This is a genomic window from Streptomyces sp. NPDC097107 (genome assembly GCF_044762405.1).
Taxonomy (GTDB): domain Bacteria; phylum Actinomycetota; class Actinomycetes; order Streptomycetales; family Streptomycetaceae; genus Streptomyces; species Streptomyces thinghirensis.
Genome location: NZ_JBIWEF010000013.1, coordinates 83,201 through 101,962, shown reverse-complemented (window position 1 = coordinate 101,962; position 18,762 = coordinate 83,201). Strand labels below are relative to the sequence as shown.

The 18,762-nt window shown below is 70.5% G+C and carries 15 protein-coding genes, 2 tRNA genes and 1 pseudogene; 7 read left to right on the top strand and 11 right to left on the bottom strand.

Annotated elements, in window-relative coordinates; translation table 11 throughout:
* Nucleotides 1–47 precede the first annotated feature (47 nt).
* From clpX to ACIQ1J_RS28325, 5 genes are all read right to left on the bottom strand, one after another.
* Nucleotides 48–1,334, bottom strand: coding sequence for an ATP-dependent Clp protease ATP-binding subunit ClpX (gene clpX / locus ACIQ1J_RS28345; RefSeq protein WP_121747006.1), 1,287 nt, complete (start codon nt 1,332–1,334; stop codon nt 48–50).
* Nucleotides 1,335–1,515: 181 nt separating this feature from the next.
* Nucleotides 1,516–2,196: an ATP-dependent Clp protease proteolytic subunit gene (locus tag ACIQ1J_RS28340; protein WP_403561191.1), complete on the bottom strand. Its 681-nt coding sequence runs from the start codon at nt 2,194–2,196 to the stop codon at nt 1,516–1,518.
* A 124-nt stretch (nt 2,197–2,320) separates the two neighbouring features.
* Nucleotides 2,321–2,926, bottom strand: coding sequence for an ATP-dependent Clp protease proteolytic subunit (locus ACIQ1J_RS28335; RefSeq protein ID WP_193776311.1), 606 nt, complete (start codon nt 2,924–2,926; stop codon nt 2,321–2,323).
* 402 nt (nt 2,927–3,328) lie between these two features.
* Nucleotides 3,329–4,735, bottom strand: a complete 1,407-nt coding sequence (tig, locus tag ACIQ1J_RS28330) for a trigger factor (RefSeq protein ID WP_210962085.1) — start codon at nt 4,733–4,735, stop codon at nt 3,329–3,331.
* A gap of 179 nt (nt 4,736–4,914) precedes the next feature.
* Nucleotides 4,915–4,991 (bottom strand) — tRNA-Pro (locus ACIQ1J_RS28325).
* 163 nt (nt 4,992–5,154) lie between these two features.
* Here ACIQ1J_RS28325 and ACIQ1J_RS28320 point away from each other — a divergent pair.
* Nucleotides 5,155–5,228 (top strand) — tRNA-Gly (locus ACIQ1J_RS28320).
* Between the two features lie 176 nt (nt 5,229–5,404).
* Here ACIQ1J_RS28320 and ACIQ1J_RS28315 read toward each other — a convergent pair.
* Entirely contained in the window at nt 5,405–5,599 is a 195-nt protein-coding gene (locus ACIQ1J_RS28315; protein ID WP_403561189.1) for a hypothetical protein, read from the bottom strand.
* Nucleotides 5,600–6,261: 662 nt separating this feature from the next.
* Here ACIQ1J_RS28315 and ACIQ1J_RS28310 point away from each other — a divergent pair.
* The gene (locus tag ACIQ1J_RS28310) at nt 6,262–7,476 is read left to right on the top strand and encodes an acyltransferase family protein (RefSeq protein WP_403561187.1); all 1,215 of its coding nucleotides are present in this window, start codon (nt 6,262–6,264) and stop codon (nt 7,474–7,476) included.
* 29 nt (nt 7,477–7,505) lie between these two features.
* On the opposite strand, the gene ACIQ1J_RS28305 is transcribed toward ACIQ1J_RS28310, so the two are convergent.
* Together ACIQ1J_RS28305 and ACIQ1J_RS28300 are read right to left on the bottom strand one after the other, a co-directional pair.
* On the bottom strand, nt 7,506–8,009 hold the full coding sequence (locus tag ACIQ1J_RS28305; protein ID WP_403561185.1) for an HD domain-containing protein: 504 nt from the start codon (nt 8,007–8,009) through the stop codon (nt 7,506–7,508).
* Between the two features lie 13 nt (nt 8,010–8,022).
* Nucleotides 8,023–9,225, bottom strand: coding sequence for a PP2C family protein-serine/threonine phosphatase (locus tag ACIQ1J_RS28300; protein WP_403561183.1), 1,203 nt, complete (start codon nt 9,223–9,225; stop codon nt 8,023–8,025).
* 162 nt (nt 9,226–9,387) lie between these two features.
* On the opposite strand from ACIQ1J_RS28300, the gene ACIQ1J_RS28295 reads away from it, so the two are divergent.
* Nucleotides 9,388–10,650 (top strand): GNAT family N-acetyltransferase, encoded by a 1,263-nt coding sequence (locus ACIQ1J_RS28295; protein ID WP_403561181.1) that lies wholly within the window; start codon nt 9,388–9,390, stop codon nt 10,648–10,650.
* A 234-nt stretch (nt 10,651–10,884) separates the two neighbouring features.
* Here the strand turns inward: ACIQ1J_RS28295 and ACIQ1J_RS28290 are convergent, their stop codons facing one another.
* Nucleotides 10,885–11,706 carry an Fpg/Nei family DNA glycosylase gene (locus ACIQ1J_RS28290; RefSeq protein WP_403561179.1) on the bottom strand — a complete coding sequence of 274 codons (822 nt, stop codon included), beginning with the start codon at nt 11,704–11,706 and terminating at the stop codon, nt 10,885–10,887.
* Between the two features lie 164 nt (nt 11,707–11,870).
* Entirely contained in the window at nt 11,871–12,356 is a 486-nt protein-coding gene (locus ACIQ1J_RS28285) for a ribose-5-phosphate isomerase (protein WP_403561177.1), read from the bottom strand.
* A 207-nt stretch (nt 12,357–12,563) separates the two neighbouring features.
* Between ACIQ1J_RS28285 and ACIQ1J_RS28280 the strand changes: the two genes are divergently transcribed.
* Both ACIQ1J_RS28280 and ACIQ1J_RS28275 read left to right on the top strand, forming a co-directional pair.
* Entirely contained in the window at nt 12,564–14,015 is a 1,452-nt protein-coding gene (locus ACIQ1J_RS28280) for an amino acid permease (protein WP_403561175.1), read from the top strand.
* A 258-nt stretch (nt 14,016–14,273) separates the two neighbouring features.
* Nucleotides 14,274–15,477, top strand: a pseudogene (locus ACIQ1J_RS28275) (FAD-dependent oxidoreductase).
* A 7-nt stretch (nt 15,478–15,484) separates the two neighbouring features.
* Here the strand turns inward: ACIQ1J_RS28275 and ACIQ1J_RS28270 are convergent.
* Entirely contained in the window at nt 15,485–16,066 is a 582-nt protein-coding gene (locus tag ACIQ1J_RS28270) for a biotin transporter BioY (protein ID WP_403561173.1), read from the bottom strand.
* 332 nt (nt 16,067–16,398) lie between these two features.
* On the opposite strand from ACIQ1J_RS28270, the gene ACIQ1J_RS28265 reads away from it, so the two are divergent.
* Complete coding sequence (locus ACIQ1J_RS28265) at nt 16,399–17,781, top strand: amino acid permease (protein WP_403561171.1); 1,383 nt, start codon at nt 16,399–16,401, stop codon at nt 17,779–17,781.
* A 165-nt stretch (nt 17,782–17,946) separates the two neighbouring features.
* On the top strand, nt 17,947–18,588 hold the full coding sequence (locus tag ACIQ1J_RS28260; RefSeq protein ID WP_403561169.1) for a superoxide dismutase: 642 nt from the start codon (nt 17,947–17,949) through the stop codon (nt 18,586–18,588).
* Nucleotides 18,589–18,762: the final 174 nt, after the last annotated feature.

Genomic DNA, 18,762 nt, shown 5'->3' with positions numbered 1-18,762 from the left:
TCGGTCGACCGGGGCCCCTTCGGCATTCGCCGTTCGTACGGTGACGGCTACGCCGTCTTCTGCTCCCCCGGCCCCCGCCCCCGCGAATCCCGCGGGATCAGCGTCGGGTTGACGTTGGAGAGGACCACGTCGGCCGTGATGACGACGCGGGCGACGTCCTTGCGGGAGGGGACCTCGTACATGACTCCCTGGAGGACTTCCTCCATGATGGCGCGCAGGCCGCGGGCGCCGGTCTGGCGGAGGATGGCCTGGTCGGCGATGGCCTCCAGGGCCTCGCGCTCGAAGTCCAGCTCGACGCCGTCGAGTTCGAAGAGGCGCTCGTACTGCTTGACGAGTGCGTTGCGCGGCTCGACCAGGATCTGGAGCAGGGCCTCGCGGTCGAGGTTGTGGACCGAGGTGATGACGGGGAGCCGGCCGATGAACTCGGGGATCATGCCGAACTTGACCAGGTCCTCGGGCATGACGGCCTCGAACTGGTCCTTGGACTCCAGCTCCCGCTTGGAGCGGATCGTCGCGCCGAAGCCGATGCCCTTGGCACCGGCCCGGCCCTCGATGATCTTCTCCAGGCCCGAGAAGGCGCCGCCCACGATGAACAGCACGTTCGTCGTGTCGATCTGGATGAACTCCTGGTGCGGGTGCTTGCGTCCGCCCTGCGGCGGGACCGAGGCCGTGGTGCCCTCGAGGATCTTCAGCAGCGCCTGCTGGACGCCTTCGCCGCTGACGTCGCGCGTGATCGACGGGTTCTCACTCTTCCGCGCGACCTTGTCGATCTCGTCGATGTAGATGATCCCGGTCTCGGCCTTCTTGACGTCGTAGTCCGCCGCCTGGATCAGCTTGAGCAGGATGTTCTCGACGTCCTCACCGACGTAACCGGCCTCGGTGAGCGCCGTGGCGTCGGCGATCGCGAAGGGGACGTTCAGCATGCGCGCCAGGGTCTGGGCGAGGAGGGTCTTGCCGGAGCCGGTGGGGCCCAGCAGCAGGATGTTGGACTTCGCCAACTCGATGGCGTCCTCACGGCCTTGGGCGCCGCCGTTCTCGCCGGCCTGAACGCGCTTGTAGTGGTTGTACACCGCTACGGAGAGCGCCTTCTTGGCCGCTTCCTGGCCGACGACGTACCCGTCGAGGAACTCGTAGATCTCGCGGGGCTTGGGGAGCTCCTCCCAGCGCACCTCGCTGGTCTCCGCCAGCTCCTCCTCGATGATCTCGTTGCAGAGGTCGATGCACTCGTCGCAGATGTAGACACCGGGCCCTGCGATGAGCTTCTTGACCTGCTTCTGGCTCTTGCCGCAGAACGAGCACTTGAGCAGATCGCCGCCGTCACCGATGCGTGCCACGGTGTGCTTCCCCTTCGCCTGGGAGACTCCCCGCCGCCGACGTCACGTCAACGGCCAGCGGACTCCTGGTGCTGCCTTATGTCCGACGGTACCTTGCCGGGCCCCCCGTCCGGGCCCCCCTTGGCACGGTTCACTTTGGCGTGGACCGTGCCAAGGAGCAGCAGACGATACCCGCTCCGTGTCAGCGAACCGACTCGTTGTTCATCTTCCGGGTGGAGATGATCTGGTCGACCAGGCCGTAGGCCAGGGCGTCCTCGGCCGTGAGGATCTTGTCGCGCTCGATGTCCTCGCGGATCTTCTCGACCGGCGTGGTGGAGTGCTTGGCCAGCATGTCCTCGAGCTGGCCGCGCATCCGGAGGATCTCGTTGGCGGCGATCTCCAGGTCGGAGACCTGGCCGCGGCCGGTCTCGCTGTACGGCTGGTGGATCAGCACGCGGGCGTTGGGCAGCGCCATGCGCTTGCCCGGCGTGCCGGCGGCCAGCAGGATCGCGGCGGCGGAGGCCGCCTGGCCCATGCAGACCGTCTGGATGTCGGGCTTCACGAACTGCATCGTGTCGTAGATGGCCGTGAGCGCCGTGAAGGAGCCGCCGGGGCTGTTGATGTAGATCGAGATGTCCCGGTCGGGGTCCATCGACTCCAGGCACAGCAGCTGCGCCATGACGTCGTTGGCGGAGGCGTCGTCGATCTGGACGCCGAGGAAGATCACCCGCTCCTCGAAGAGCTTCGCGTACGGGTCGTACTCGCGAACGCCCTGGGAGGTGCGCTCGACGAAGCGCGGGATCACGTAGCGGGACTCGGCGGACGGGCCGGTGTACTCGGCACGCACGCTGTCGTGCAGGCCGCTGCCGGGGAAGTCGTTCACAGTTTCTCCTGGGAAGGGGCTGAGGCGGTCGGCTCGGGGCCGGCTGGAGGGGCACACTGGGCCCGCGGAGGGCTGGGCTCGGCGCCGCGGGGCCCGGGTGGACCCGGGGCCCGCGGGGAGCGGCTCAGGCCCCCGTGCCGCCGCCGCCCGGCATGCCGGCGGCCGTGGGGATGACGTCGTCGATGAGGCCGTACTCCTTGGCCTCGAAGGCGTCGAACCAGCGGTCGCGGTCCGAGTCGCGGGTGATCTGCTCGATCGTCTGACCGGTGTGCTGGGAGGTCAGCTCCGCCATGCGCTTCTTGGTGTGCAGCAGCCGCTCGGCGTGGATCTTGATGTCCGAGGCTGAGCCCGCCAGGCCGGCGGAGGGCTGGTGGATCAGGATCTCGGCGTTCGGGAGCGCGAAGCGCTTGCCCGGGGTGCCCGCGCTGAGCAGGAACTGCCCCATCGAGGCCGCCAGCCCCATCGCGATCGTCACCACGTCGTTCTTGATGAACTGCATGGTGTCGTAGATCGCCATGCCGGCCGTGATCGAGCCGCCGGGGCTGTTGATGTACAGGAAGATGTCCTTGTCCGGGTCGGCGGCAAGGAGCAGCAGCTGTGCGGTGATCTTGTTGGCGATGTCGTCGTCGACCGGCTGGCCGAGGAAGATGATCCGCTCGCCGAGCAGCCGGTTGTAGACCTGGTCGCCGAGGCCACCACCGATGGAGGGCTCGCCGGCGGCGGAGGGCATCAGATTCGTCACGTATCCACCTGCTCGTCTTACGACGGCGCCGGGCCGTCTCACGTGTTCTGCCGGGGCTCGGGGCCGTCCGGCCGGTTTCGGGGACTCCCCTGCCCTCGTACTCATGGACCCTAACGCGCAGGCCCCGCGGTGCCATCCCGGTTCCGCGGGTGTTCGCTGTGAGCGCATGTCGCTCCGCTGGGTGAGCAGGGGACTCGCCCGCGCCGTGGGCGGTTCGGTACGTCCGCGGACGTACCGGCCGTGGGGGGTGTGCTCGCGTCCGGGGCCGCCCGGCCGCACACCGATGCGGCCCGCACTCCCCTCGGTGCGCTGCCGTGCCGTACGCCGACGGGCTCCGGGGCGCTGTCGCCCCGGAGCCCGTCACACGTCTTTCGCAAGGAGCCGTGGGGCTCAGCCCTCGGTCTTCTCCTCGGACTTCTCCTCGGCCTTGTCGTCACCGGACTCGGCGGACTCGGCGGCGGCCTCCGTGGCCTCCGTCTCCTCCTCCTCGTCCTCCAGGTCGACGACCTCGCCGTTGGTGTCCTTGACCGTGGCCTTCTCGACCACGACGGCCAGGGCCTTGCCGCGGGCGACCTCGCCGACGAGGAGCGGGACCTGGCCCTGCTCGACGACGGCCTGGGCGAACTGGTCGGGGGACATGCCGGAGGAGGCGGCGCGGCGCATGAGGTGCTCGGTGAGCTCCTCCTGGCTGACGTTGAGCTTCTCCTGCTTGACCAGCTCGTCGAGGACGAACTGGGTCTTGATGCCCTTGACCGCGGCCTCGCGGGTCTCGGCCTCGAACTCCTCGACGGTCTTGCCCTGGAGCTCCAGGTACTTCTCGAGGTCCAGGCCCATCTGGCCGAGCTGGTGGTGCTCCAGGTTGTGCTTGCGGGTGTTGACCTCGTCCTCGAGGAGCTTCTCGGGGACGGGGACCTCGACCAGCTCGAGGAGCTTGTCGAGCACGCGCTCCTGGGCCTGCGTGGCCTGGTCGTACTGCTTGGTGGTGGCCAGGCGCTTGCGGCTGTCGGCCTTCAGCTCCTCGAGCGTGTCGAACTCCGACGCGAGCTGCGCGAAGTCGTCGTCCAGCTCGGGCAGCTCGCGCGCGGCGACCTGGGTGACCTTGACGGTGACCTCGGCCTCCTTGCCGGCCGCCGAGCCGCCCTTGAGCTCGGAGGTGAAGGTGGCCTCGCCACCGGCCTCCACGCCCTTCACGGCGTCGTCGATGCCTTCCAGCAGCTCGCCGGAGCCGATGGTGTAGGAGACGCCGTCGGCGACGCCGTCCTCCAGGACCTCGCCCTCGACCTTGGCCTGCAGGTCGAGGGTGACGACGTCGCCGTCCTCGGCGGCCCGCTCGACGGGGGAGGTGGAGGCGAAGCGCTCGCGCAGCTGCTCCACCGCCTTCTCGACGTCCTCGTCGCTGACCTCGACGGCGTCGACCTCGACCTCGATACCGGAGTAGTCCGGGATCTCGATGGCCGGGCGGATGTCGACCTCGGCGGTGAAGTTCAGCGTCTCGCCGTCCTTCAGCTCCGTGATGTCGACCTCGGGCTGGCCGAGCGGGTTCAGCTCGGCCTCGTTGACCGCGTCGGTGTAGAACTTCGGAAGCGCGTCGTTGACCGCCTCCTCCAGAACCGCACCGCGGCCGAACCGCTGGTCGATGACTCGGGCCGGGATCTTGCCCTTGCGGAAGCCCTTCACCGTGACCTGCTGGTTGATCTTCTTGTACGCCGCGTCGAGGCTGTCCTTGAGCTCCTCGAAGGGCACCTCGACAGTGAGCCGAACCCGGGTCGGGTTCAGGGTCTCCACGGCGCTCTTCACGGTTCGGTCTCCTTGGTGGCTGACTTCTTGGGTTCTGCCGGAACCAGAGCGGCATCCGGCAAATTTCGCCGCCCGGAGACTTCAGACGCTGAGACACACGGGCGTGCAGCTTGCATAGTAACGGCAGCGACTACACGGCCCAAAAGGCGATCATCATCAGCGACCGCGGTCTCGGTGGTTGGTCGGGGTGGCGGGATTTGAACCCACGGCCTTCCGCTCCCAAAGCGGACGCGCTACCAAGCTGCGCCACACCCCGTCTGGTGCGAGACGTAGGGTACATGCCGCCAGGCGTCGGGGGCCGCCGAGTTTCCCGAGCGTCCGTGAAGATCCGGCGCGGACCGGAAGGGGTGTGCGGTGAGGGGGGACGACCCGCTACGATGCCTCCAGCGCCGCGGTCAGCGACCCGCGGCGCGCGCTGTGCGGGCGTAGCTCAATGGTAGAGCCCTAGTCTTCCAAACTAGCTACGCGGGTTCGATTCCCGTCGCCCGCTCCATACGGCTCAGGGCCAGGCGGAGGATCATTCCTCCGCCTGGCCCTGATCGCTTTCCGGGAACCTGGTGCGGCAGCGGCGCGCAGGCCTGAGCCCTGGAGCGGGAGCAGCCGGCCGGCACGCCGGTCCAGCGGCAGCCCACCCCTCTGAGCGCTGACAGGCGCCAGAGGCTGCCCGGGCTAGAACTGGATGGAGTTGAGGGTCTCCGCTATCGAGTCCAGGAAGCGCTGGATGTCGTCGGCCATGCCCGTCGAGGCCAGGAAGAAGCCGAAGAGGATCGCGACGACCGCCGGGCCCGCCTTGATGGAGCCTCCTCGCAGCAGCACCACCAGGATGATTGCCAACAGCAGCACCACTGACAGCGAAATGGCCACAACTGATCACACCCTAGGTCGGTCCGCACTCCGGCCCGGAGGTGCAGCGCAGCACACCCCCGCCAGAACCATCGTGCCACCAACCGGGCCCCGCTATGCGGCGGGTGACACATCGTCCGGCCGGTTCCCGGGGCGGCGCACCTCCCTCGCGCGCGGACGTACCCAACCATCGCACCCCGTACAGAAATTCGACAGGTCACTCGTGCGGGGAATTCGGGCCGCTTCGTTTCGATTCCCACACAACGCGTTCGCAGATATTTCGAATTGTCGCGGGGCGCACATCGACGAGCACTTCACAGGGAGTTCACAGAGTCGCCGACGATCCGCGTAAGCGCATTGAAGGGGTATTCCAGCGGAGTCGCCCTCCGGCCTTATGCGCTGTTTAGTCACGACTAGTCGTGACAAGTGGGGTGCTCAGGGCGCTACTTCCGTGCCCGGCAGCGCACGGGGGTGTGGGAGCCGTCACGCGACCGGGGAGGCCGAGTTCCCCGAAATCGCGGGTACTCGCGAGGTATCCGGGAGGCGAATGCAGGAATGACGTCGAGGGTTTTACGGAAACACAGGGACAACGCTAGGGTGCCTCAGATGTTCTACGCTGCCTCGTCCCCCACCAGAGCAGCGAGGTCCTGCTACGACCCGCCGATTTTTTGGCGGGGTGTTGCATGACGAGCTCGCTGCGACCGCACGGCGACCGGAAGTCGCCGTACCGCTCGGACCAGCAGGCACCGGACCAGCAGGCACCGAACCAGCAGGCACAGCCGAGTCGGCAGCGCGACGCGTTCTTCGACAACGCCAAGTACCTGGCGATCGTGCTGGTCGGTGTGGGTCACGCCTGGGGACAGATCCTGGACGGGAACCAGACCGTCGAGACCCTGTACCGGGTCCTGTACACGTTCCACATGCCGGCGTTCATCATCATCTCCGGCTACTTCTCGCGCAGTTTCGATCTGAGCCCCAAGCGCGTCAAACGGCTGATCACCGGTGTCGCCGTCCCGTACCTCGTCTTCGAGGTCGCCTACGCGCTGCACCGCCGCGTCAGCGAGGACCCGGCCAACGACATCAGCCTGCTGGACCCCACGTACCTGCTGTGGTTCCTGTGCGCGCTGTTCGTCTGGCGGCTGACCACCCCCATCTGGCAGACGGTCCGCTGGCCGCTGCCGATCGCGCTGGGCATCGCCGCGCTGGCCTCCGTGACGCCCACCGTCGGCAACGACCTGAACATGCAGCGGGTGCTGCAGTTCCTGCCCTGCTTCGTGCTGGGCCTGGTGCTGCGCCCCGAGCACTTCCAGCTGGTACGGCGCCGCTCGGTGCGGATCCTGTCCGTGCCGTTGGTCGCGGCCGCCGTGGCCGTCGCCTGGTGGTCGGTGCCGCGCATGGAGACCGGCTGGTTCTACCGCAACGCCGCCGTGCAGGACACGGGCGCCCCCTGGTGGACCGGGCCGGTGCTGACGCTCGCCCTCTTCGGCTGCTCGCTGGTGCTGTCCGCGTGCTTCTTCGCCTGGGTGCCGGGCCGGCGCATGTGGTTCACGGCGCTCGGCGCGGGCACGATCTACGGCTACCTGGTGCACGGCTTCCTGGTGAAGGAGGGCAGCTACGCCGGCTGGTTCTCCCACCCCGTGCTGGACTCGCCGCTCGGGGAGATCGGGCTCACCGTCCTCGGAGCCACGGTCATCACCCTGCTGTGCACCAAGCCCGTCCAGCGGGTCCTGCGGTGCGTGGTGGAGCCGAGAATGGAGTGGCTCTTCAAGCGGGATCCGGGCGAGGCCGCCCGGGGCCGCGAGAAGCGGGAGAAGGCGGAGAGAGCAGAGACGACAGAGAAGACAGAGGTGCACGAGGCTCGTGCGCCTAGCGAGGCCGGCGAGAAGGTCTCCGTCTGAAGGTCTTCGTCCGAAGGCGGCTTTCCGTTTCAGGCACCCTCGTCCGGATCGACCAGACCGAGAAGTGCGCGCATCCGTGCGTACTTCTCGGTCAGTCGTGTGCGGGTGGCCGTGTCCAGGACCGCGAGCCGCGCCGGGTCGGCGTTGTGCGCCAGGTCCGCCTCCTTGACCAGCGGTGCGCCGGGCGTGGCGAGGATGCGCGCGGCGTACGCCTCGGGCGGCTCCCCGGCCCGCTTGGTGAGGGCCAGGACGATGTCCTTGGTACGGCGGCTCAGCGCGGCCTCGCGCAGCCATCGCTCGGACAGCGCGTCGTCCTCGACGGCGTCGTGCAGCCAGGCCGCCGCGATCTGCTCGTCGTCCCCGCCGCGCCGCCGCACTCCCTCGGCGACGGCCCGCAGGTGTTCGGCGTACGGCCGCCCCGCCTTGTCGGTCTGCCCGGCGTGGGCGGCACGGGCGGTGGCCTCGACGTCGGCCGGGGAGAGCGGCTCATCGGGCGGTGAAGACGGTGAAGACGGTGACGGAGTGTGGGACACGCGGTTCAGTGTGTCAGTCCGCCGCCGTTGAGGACTGGGCCGCCGGGGTCTGGGCCGTGGCGCTCTCCCGGCGGATCAGCAGGAGCGCCCGGTCGTCGTTGACGTCCTTGGCGACCGCCTCGATCAGATGCCAGGCGGCGCCGTGGAAGCCGCCCGCGACATAGCGGTCGGCCTCGCCGGTGAGGCGGTCGATGCCCTCGGCGATGTCGCGTTCCGAGGTCTCCACCAGACCGTCCGTGAACAGCATCAGCACGTCTCCGGGGCGCAGTGCCCCCTTCACCGGGTCGAACTGCGCACCGTCGTACACACCCAGCAGCGGCCCCTCGGCCGTCTTCTCCTCCCAGCGGCCGGTGCCCGCGCTGAGCTGGAGGCCCGGCGGGTGTCCGGCCGAGTACAGCTCGTAGTCGCCGGAGTCGAGGTCCAGTACGAGGTGGATGGAGGTGGCGAAGCCCTCGTCCCAGTCCTGGCGGAGCAGGTAGCCGTTGGCGGCCGGCAGGAAGGCGTGCGGGGGCAGGCTGCCCAGCAGTCCGCCGAACGCGCCCGAGAGCAGCAGGGCGCGCGAGCCCGCGTCCATGCCCTTGCCGGACACGTCGGTGAGGACCACCTCGAGTGTCCGGCCGCCGTTCGTGCGGGCCGCGACGACGAAGTCGCCGGAGAAGGACTGGCCGCCGGCCGGGCGCAGCGCCATCTCCCGGTGCCAGCCCGGCGGCAGCTTGGGCAGCTTGCTCTGGACCCGGATGCGTTCACGCAGGTCGAAGAGCATGGTGCCACCGCGCCGCCAGGGCACGCCGACCCGGCTGCGGAACTGGGCGACCAGCAGTCCGAAGAAGCCGCAGGCCGCGACGACCAGGACCACGCCGGGGGTGACCCGGGAGGGGCCCTCGGTGTAGGGGCCCAGTTGTACGGACTCCACGATCAGTGCCGTGGCCGCCGCCGCGTACAGGCCGAGCAGGCTCGCCGGGCGCAGCAGCAGGCCGCCCGCGACGATCGGCAGGACCAGCGCGGCCGGTGAGCACCACACGGAGTTCGCCATCGTGGTGGCGGCGATGACGGGGATCATCAGCAGCAGTCCGGCCAGGGCGATCCAGTCCGAGCCGTCGCCGCGGAAGTAGTCGACGGCGGATCTGCGCATGCCGACGCGGGCCCGGTGCCACTGCTTCTTCCACCGGGCCGTGAACGTGTCGGCTTCCGCGCGCCGCTGCCGTCCTGCTGCCATTAGTTCGGGACCCTATCCATCGGACCGGGCGCTTGGCACGGGAGGTCCTACTTGTCCCTCGTCCGAGACCGGACTTCACAGTGAACTTCACGAACGGCCGTCGCGCCGCAACCTGGCGGAAATTGTCTCGCCCGGCCCGCGCGGCCCTGGTACGCATGGTCCATGGAACGTTCCAGGGGAATAGGCGACGACGATTCGACGGCCGAGCTGCGGGTGCTGCGGCAGGACGAGTGGGACAAGTGGTACGGGACGCTGGTCCGTGCCTTCAGCGGGGTCCCGGAGTCGGCCGAGGAGTTGGCGCTGTTCAAGGCCCTGACCGAGGCCGACCGCTCGCTCGGCGTCTGGGAGGGCGACGACTGCGTCGGGACGGCGGGGGCTTTCAGCTTCCGGATGACCGTGCCGGGCGGTGCGGAGGTGGCGGCGGCGGGCGTGACGATGGTGAGCGTCGCCGCCACGCACCGGCGCCGGGGTGTGCTGACGTCGATGATGCGGCGGCAGTTGGACGACGTACGGTCCTGGGGCGAGCCGCTGGCCGTGCTGACGGCCTCCGAACCGGCGATCTACGGCAGGTTCGGGTACGGCGCCGCGACCTTCCAGATCCACGCGGAGATCGACACGAACCGGGTCCGGCTGTCCGTGCCGGACGGCACGGATGACGTACGGCTTCGGTACGCGGCGCCCGCGGACGTACTCGACGCGTGCGAGGCGGTGTACGCGCGGCTGGTGCCCGGACGGCCCGGCATGCTGGCCCGGCGGCCCGGCTGGGAGCGGCTGGGGCTGCTGGACCCGGAGAGCGGTCGGGAGGGCGCGTCACCGCTGCAGTGCGTCGTCGCCCGGCGGGACGGCGAGGTCACGGGGTACGCGCGGTTCCGGGTGCGGCCGGCCTGGGGGGCCGAGGGGCCGGGCGGCACGGTGGTCGTGGAGGACCTGGCCGGGCTGGATCCGGCGACCGACGCGGCGCTGTGGCGGTTCCTGTTCGACATCGACCTGACGTCGGTGCTGACCGCGCGCGGGCGGCCGGTCGACGAGGCGTGGCAGCACCAGGTGTCGGACATCCGGCGGTGCCGGCCGGTGCTGCGGGACGCCTTGTACGTACGGCTGGTGGACGTGGGGGCCGCGCTGACGGCGCGGACGTATCAGACGCCGGTGGACGTGGTGTTCGAGGTCGAGGACGCCTTCTGCCCCTGGAACGCGGGGCGTTGGCGGCTGACCGGGGACGCGAAGGGTGCGTCCTGCGAGCGGACGTCCGACTCGGCGGATCTGGCTCTGACGGTGCGGGAGTTGGGGGCGGCGTATCTCGGCGGCGTGAGCCTGGCCTCGCTGGGCGCGGCCGGTCGGGTGCGGGAGGTGCGGCGGGGTGCGCTGGCGGAGGCGTCGGCGGGGTTCGGGTCGGACGTCGCGCCGTGGTTGCCGCACGGGTTCTGACGGCGGTCGTGTACTAGGGGTGTCGTTCGGATCAGGCCGGCTCCGGGCGACGGTGCCCTGCGACCGGCCCGGGCGGCGTCCGGTGCGTGCTGCCGCACAGGCGGAGGAGGGCGACGGGGCGGGGCCCTGGCAACCGACGACAACGCCGCTGGGGGCACCTCCCACACCCTTCAGGCAGTGGGGGAGCGCGTGCCGGACCCCGCGCCCCCGGCAGAAACCGGACGGCACCCCTAGCTAGGGCTTCCGCTGGCAGGTCGGGCACCAGAAGAGGTTGCGGGCGGCGAGGTCCGCGGTGCGGATCGCGTCGCCGCACAGGTGGCAGGACTGGTTGGCCCGGCGGTAGACGTAGACCTCACCGCCGTGGTCGTCGACGCGGGGCGGGCGGCCCATGGCCTCGGGGGTGTGTTCCGGGCGGACGGTGTCGATGCGGTTGTTCCTGACGCCCTCGCGCATGAGGTCGGTGAGGTCGTCCCAGATCGCGTCCCACTCGGTGGGAGTGAGGTCCCTGCCGGGACGGTACGGGTCGATGCCGTGGCGGAAGAGGACCTCGGCGCGGTAGACGTTGCCGACGCCGGCGATGACCTTCTGGTCCATGAGCAGGGCGGCGATGGTGGAGCGGCTGCGGGAGACCCGGCGGTAGGCCGCCCGCGGGTCGGCGTCCGGGCGCAGGGGGTCGGGGCCGAGACGGTCGTGTATCGCCTGCTTCTCCGGGTCCGCGATCAGGGCGCAGGTGGTGGGGCCGCGGAGGTCGACGTACGCGGTGTCGTTCGCCAGGCGGAGGCGGACGGTGTCCGTGGGCGGGGGCGCGGGGGTCTTCCCGAAGGTGACCTTGCCGAAGAGGCCGAGGTGGATGTGGACCCACTCGGCGGGCTCGGCGGCGCCGAAGCCGAGGAAGAGGTGTTTGCCGTGGGCCTCGGTGCGGGTGAGGGGGGTGCCGGTGAGCAGGGCGGCGGCGTCGGCGAACTTGCCCTGGGGGCTGGTGACGTGGACTGCCGTCCGGGCGAAGGCGGCGGCGTAGTCCTGGGCCAGCCGGTGGATGGTGTGCCCCTCTGGCACGTTGTCGTCCTTTCCTTGCCCTGGCCCACCGCCCACCCGACTCGGTCGAGAGGCGGAGAGGCGGGCTCCCTCCACCCCGGCGCCGCGCGTCATCCCGGCCCCGGGCCGTGCCTTCCCCCGGCGCACACGCACCGAGGGAAGGGCACCGCCGGCGGCGCCCCGCGCTACTGCTGCGGGTGGTGCGGCGGGATGGGGGGCAGGTCGCCCGTCGTCTCGTAGGACGAGAGCATGTCGATGCGCCGGATGTGGCGCTCGTCGCCGGAGAACGGGGTGGCGAGGAAGGTCTCGACGAACTTCGTCGCCTCCTCCCGCGTGTGCATGCGGGCGCCGACCGCGACGACGTTGGCGTCGTTGTGCTGGCGGCCGAGGGAGGCCGTCTCCTCGCTCCAGGCCAGCGCCGCGCGCACGCCCTTCACCTTGTTCGCCGCGATCTGCTCGCCGTTGCCGGAGCCGCCGATCACGATGCCGAGGGCGTCGTGATCGGCGGCCGTCCGCTCCGCGGCGCGGAGGCAGAAGGGCGGGTAGTCGTCCTGGGCGTCGTAGATGTGCGGGCCGCAGTCGACGGGGTCGTGGCCCGCCGCCTTGAGCCACTCGACGAGGTGGTTCTTGAGTTCGTAGCCCGCATGGTCGGAGCCGAGATACACGCGCATGGGTCGAGTGTGACACGGGGGTCACGGGGCGGCAGCGTCGGGTGTCGGGTCTGAAAAGGGGTGAGTGGATCTATGGAAGCTCAGGGAAAGTTCGAGTAAAGATCCGGAATCAAAGGTTCCCGATTTCGTTCGCCTCCGTTTCACTGGTCCGGCTCGTACACCGCTCGTACGGGAAACTGCTCGACCGGCGCAAAGGAAAACCACCCCATGACTTCGCAGCCGACCCTGACGAAGCCCGAGAACGGGCCCGAACGCCCCGGAGAACCCGGGTCCGGGCTCCAGGCCGGGCTCAAGAACCGCCATCTTTCGATGATCGCCATTGGTGGTGTCATCGGGGCCGGGCTGTTCGTGGGATCGAGTTCGGGAATCGCCACCGCCGGGCCCGGCATCCTTCTCTCGTACGCCCTCGTCGGCACCCTCGTGGTGCTGGTGATGCGGATGCTCGGGGAGATGTCCGCCGCCAATCCGACCTCGGGTTCCTTCTCCGCACACGCCGACCGGGCGCTCGGGCCCTGGGCCGGGTTCTCCATCGGCTGGCTGTACTGGTTCTTCTGGGTCGTGGTGCTGGCGGTGGAGGCGACCGCGGGGGCCAAGATCCTCGAAGGCTGGATACCGGCCGTGCCGCAGTGGGGGTGGGCGCTGATCGTGATGGTCGTGCTGACCGCCACCAACCTCGCCTCGGTCGGCTCCTACGGCGAGTTCGAGTTCTGGTTCGCCGGGATCAAGGTCGTCGCGATCGCCGCGTTCATCGTCGTCGGCGGGCTGGCCGTCTCCGGGTTGCTGCCCGGCGTGGACAGCGAGCAGGCGGGGCTGGCCAATCTGACGGAGCACGGCGGATTCCTGCCGAACGGGGCGGGGGCGATCCTGACCGGTGTGCTGCTCGTCGTCTTCTCGTTCATGGGCAGCGAGATCCCCACCCTGGCCGCCGGCGAGTCCGAGGACCCGCAGCGGGCCGTCACCAAGGCGACCAACAGCATCATCTGGCGTATCGCCGTCTTCTACCTCGGTTCGATCTTCGTCGTCATCGCGCTGCTCCCCTGGGACTCCCAGTCGATCATCGACCAGGGCTCCTACGTGGCCGCCCTCGACTCGCTCGGCATCGCGAACGCCGGTCAGATCATGAACTTCATCGTGCTGACGTCCGTGCTGTCCTGCCTCAACTCCGGCCTGTACACGGCCTCCCGGATGGCCTTCTCGCTCGGTGAGCGCGGTGACGCGCCGAAGGCGTTCGCCCGGACCACCCGGCGCGGTGTGCCGCGGACGGCGATCCTCGTGTCCGTGGTGTTCGGCTTCGTCGCCGTCTTCTTCAACTACGAGTTCCCCGACTCCGTCTTCCTCTTCCTCGTCAACTCCTCCGGCGCCGTGGCCCTCTTCGTGTGGCTGGTGATCTGCTTCTCGCAGCTGCGGATGCGGAAGATCATCCAGGCGGAGGCGCCGGAGAAGCTGGTGGTGCGGATGTGGCTGTTCCCGTATCTGACCTGGGCGGCGGCCGGCGTCATCGTCTTCGTGCTGGGCTACATGCTGACCGACACCGAGCACAACGGACGTACGACCGTGCTGCTGTCGCTGCTCGTCGCGGCGCTCGTCCTCGCCGTCGCCTTCGTCAAGCAGAAGGCCGTCGCGCGGAAGGCCGCCGAGGAGACGGCCGTCGCGCGGTAGTCCGTGCCGCACGAGGAGCCGTGGCGTACGAGGTGCCCGTGCCGCGGCCTGTGGCGCACGAGGAGACCGTGCCGCACAGGCCGTCACCGGGAAAAGGCCGACGGCCGCTGTCAGGTGATGCGTTCACGATGCCGTTCATGGACGTCGTGAACGAGCACAAGAGCACCGACGGCCCGCTCGTCCTCGTATCCCGGCGACCCGGGACACGAGGACGAGCTCGCCGGTTTCCAGACCGGGTTCGCCCCGCGTCCCGACGCCGTGTTCGCCGCGTGCTCGGCCGCCGACGTGGTCGCGGCCGTGCGGTACGCGGCGCGGCGGGGCCCGCCGGTCCGCGTCCAGGCCACCGGGCGCGGGCTGCCCGGGCCGTCCGAGGGCGGGGTCCTGGTCACCGCGCGGCGCATGGACGGGCTGAGCGTCGACCCCGTCGCCCGTACCGCCCGGCTCGGGGCCGGCGTGCGCTGGGGCAGGTGGTCACGGCCGCCGCGCCGCACGGGCCGGCGCCCCTCAACGGTTCCGCGCCGTCGGTCGGCGCCGTGGGATACGTGCTGGGCGGCGGCCTCGGCATCCTGGCCCGGGAGTTCGGCTACCGGCCGACCACGTCCGCTCCCCCGACGTCGTCACCGCCGACGGGCGGTTCCGGCACGTCGCACCGGAGTCGGAGCCCGACCTGTACTGGGCGCTGCTCGGCGGCGGGGGCGGCCTCGGGGTCGTCACCGGGCTGGAGACCGGCCTGGTGCCCGTCGCCTCGCTGTACGGCGGCTCGGTCTCCTTCGACGGGCGCCGGGTCGGCGCGGCGGCCGTGCTGCGGGCCCGGGAGGAGTGGACGCGAACCGTTCCCGAGGGCCTGACCTCGTCCTTCGCGGCCGTGCCGTACCCGGACCTGCCGGCGCTTCCCGAGGCCTTGCGGGGACGGTACGTGGTCTCCGTGCGGGTCGCCCACACCGGTGCCGACGGTGACCGGGTCGCCGCCCCGCTGCGGCGGATCGGGCCGGCGCTCGCCGACTCGCTGCGGCGGATGCCGTACACCGGGAGCCGCACCGTCCACAGCGACCCGGACGTCCCGCACGCCTACTACGGGGAGGGCGCGGTGCTGCGCGAGCCGGACCTCGCCGCGGCCGGGGAGCTGCTCGCCCGTACCGGGCCGGACGCGGGCGGCGTCATGTGCGTCGTACAGGTCAACCAGTTGGGCGGGGCGCTCGCCGCGAGCGGGGCGCGGAACTCGGTGCCGCACCGCGACGGGCGGTTCCTGGTACGCCTGCTGGCCGTGGGAGACCGGGCGGCGGCCCGGGAGCGGCTGGACGCCGCCTTCGCGCCGCTCGGCCCGGTGACGCTCGGGCGCGCGCTCAACTTCGCCTTCGGCGCGGGAGACCGCACGGACGGCCTGGGGGACGCCCAGACGCGAAAGAGGCTCGCCCTGATCAGGTCGCGGTACGACCCGGCGAGCCTCTTCGGCCAGAACTGAGGCGGTGCTACCGCTTGTCGGCCAGCTTCCAGGCGGTGGGCAGCACGCCCATCGCGAGGGCGGCCTTCAGCGCGTCCCCGATCAGGAACGGGGTGAGTCCGGCCGCGATCGCCGCGGTGAGGGACATGTCGGCGGCGAGGGCCAGGTACGGGACGCCGACGGCGTAGATGATCGCCTCGCCGAGCAGCATCGTGCCGGCCACGCGGAGCATCGAGCGGTCGGCGCCGCGGCGGGCCAGGGCGCCCACGACGGTGGCGGCGAGCAGCATGCCGAAGACGTAGCCGAGGGACGGGGCGCCGGTGCCGGAGCCGCCCTCCGCGAACCACGGCACGCCCGCCATGCCGACCAGCGCGTACAGCGCGAGCGAGAGCAGGCCGCGGCGGGCGCCGAGCGAGGTGCCGACGAGCAGCGCCGCGAAGGTCTGGCCGGTCACCGGCACCGGGGAGCCGGGCACGGGCACCGCGATCTGGGCCGCGACGCCGGTGAGCACGGCACCGCCGGCGACGAGCGCGACGTCCCGGACACGGGAGGAGGGGATGAGGTCGGCGAGGACCTGCCCGGAGCGGGCGGGGACGGCAGCGGTGCTCATGGGGACTCCGCGGTGGTGTGGACATGTCGGGACACCGTGACGCTATCCCAGCGGATCGGGCCCGATCACCAGCAGCGCTCGACAAAGGCCTGATCGCCGGCTTGGTGGGCTCCCGACAAAGACGCCGGGATACACGTGATTCCGCGTGACACCGGTCACCGAGGAGGGGAGGCGAGCGTCACCCGGAAGCGGAACGATGCATTCGGACGATCACGTTCCGTACCGGCATCGTCCGCATCGTGGGCAATCGCTGTCGCCGACCGGCGCGAGACCGGAGACTGTGGGCGTTTTTGCCCTGCCCCCGCCCCCCACGCATTGGACGAGCCGCCCCCATGTCCAACAGCACCACCACCAAGGCGCCGCCCGAGTCGGACGACGCCGCCCTCTCCCACGGCCTCAAGCAGCGCCATCTGTCGATGATCGCCCTCGGCGGGGTGATCGGCGCCGGGCTGTTCGTCGGCTCCGGGGCCGGCATCGCCGCCGCCGGGCCGTCGATCGTCGTCGCCTACACCCTCTCCGGCCTCCTCGTGATGCTGGTGATGCGGATGCTGGGCGAGATGTCGGCCGCGTATCCGTCGTCGGGCTCCTTCTCCGCGCACGCCGAGCGGGCGATCGGCCCCTGGGCCGGCTTCACCGCGGGCTGGGCGTTCTGGGTGCTGCTGTGCACGGCCGTCGGCCTGGAGGGCATCGGCGCGGCGGCGATCGTGCACGGCTGGCTGCCGGGCCCGCCCGAGTGGGTGTGGGTCGCGCTGTTCATGGTGGTGTTCTGCGGGACGAACCTGGCCGCCGTGAAGAACTTCGGCGAGTTCGAGTTCTGGTTCGCCGCCCTCAAGGTCGGCGCCATCTCGCTCTTCCTGGTGCTGGGCGTGCTGGCGATCGCCGGGGTCCTGCCGGGCACCGACTCCCCCGGCACCTCGCACCTGAGCGACTTCCTGCCGAACGGCGGCAACGGACTGATCATCGGCCTGCTCGCCTCGGTGTTCGCCTACGGCGGCCTGGAGACGGTGACCATCGCGGCGGCCGAGTCGGAGAACCCGGTCAAGGGCGTGGCGAGCGCCGTGCGGACGGCGATGTGGCGGATCGCGCTGTTCTACATCGGCTCGATGGCGGTCATCGTCACCCTGGTGCCGTGGGACTCCGAGGAGGTCGTGGAGAAGGGCCCGTACGTCGCCGCCCTCGACGAACTCGGCATTCCCGGCGCCGGGCAGCTCATGAACGTCGTCGTGCTCGTCGCGCTGCTCAGCGCGATGAACGCCAACATCTACGGCGCCTCCCGCATCGGCTACTCGCTGGTCGAGCGCGGCCAGGGCCCGAAGGCGCTGGGCCGGGTGTCGGGCGGGGTGCCGCGGATCGCGGTGCTCGTCTCCTCCCTCTTCGGCTTCGGCTGCGTGCTGCTCAGCTACTGGCGGCCGGACGACGTCTTCTCCTGGCTCCTGAACATGATCGGCGCGGTCATCCTGGTCGTCTGGATCTTCATCGCCGCCTCCCAGCTGCGGCTGCGCCGCCGGCTGGAGCGGGAGGCGCCCGGGAAGCTGGTCGTGCGCATGTGGGGCTTCCCCTACCTGACCTGGGTGGCGCTGGCGGGCATGGCCACGGTGTTCGTGCTGATGGCCCGGGAGCCGGACACGCGGGTGCAGCTGTACTCGACGGGCGCGATGACGCTGGCCCTGGCGGCCGTCGGCTACGCGCGGCAGCGGCGCCGGGCGCGCGGCTAGCCACCGCCCTTCAGCTCTTCGAGGGCCCCCGCACGGAGACCGATCCGTGCGGGGGCCCTTTCACGTGCCGCGGCACGCCCGGCCCTCCCTCGCACGCCCGAATGCCTCTTGCTGCTAGCGTGCACTTGCAAGCCTTTTGCAATAAGAGGTCGGAGGGGATCCGCCATGCCCGTCTACACACTTCCTGAACTGCCTTACGACTACTCCGCGCTGGCCCCCGTGATCAGCCCCGAGATCATCGAGCTGCACCACGACAAGCACCACGCGGCCTATGTGAAGGGCGCCAACGACACGCTGGAGCAGCTCGCCGAGGCGCGCGACAAGGAGACGTGGGGATCGGTCAACGGCCTGGAGAAGAACCTGGCCTTCCACCTCTCCGGGCACATCCTGCACTCGATCTACTGGCACAACATGACCGGCGACGGCGGCGGCGAGCCGCTGGCGGCGGACGGCGTGGGCGAGCTGGCCGACGCGATCGCCGAGTCGTTCGGCTCCTTCGCGGGCTTCAAGGCGCAGCTCACCAAGGCCGCCGCGACCACGCAGGGCTCCGGCTGGGGTGTGCTGGCGTACGAGCCGCTGAGCGGTCGCCTGATCGTCGAGCAGGTCTACGACCACCAGGGCAACGTCGGCCAGGGCGCCACGCCGATCCTGGTCTTCGACGCCTGGGAGCACGCCTTCTACCTGCAGTACAAGAACCAGAAGGTCGACTTCATCGACGCCATGTGGGCCGTCGTCAACTGGCAGGACGTGGCGAAGCGTCACGAGGCCGCCAAGTCCCGTACGAACACGCTGCTGCTGGCGCCGTGACCGGCTGAGTTCCCGAGTCGTCCTGCCTCGTGATCGTCTTCTCACCCTTCACGGCGGCAGGCGGAAGAGGGGAAGCCCCCGCGAGGACGTGACTCGCGGGGGCTTTCTGCGGGCACCCGGGGCCGCACAGGGACGTCAGGGTCTGCGGGCGAGGCCGCCGAGCCGGCCGATCGA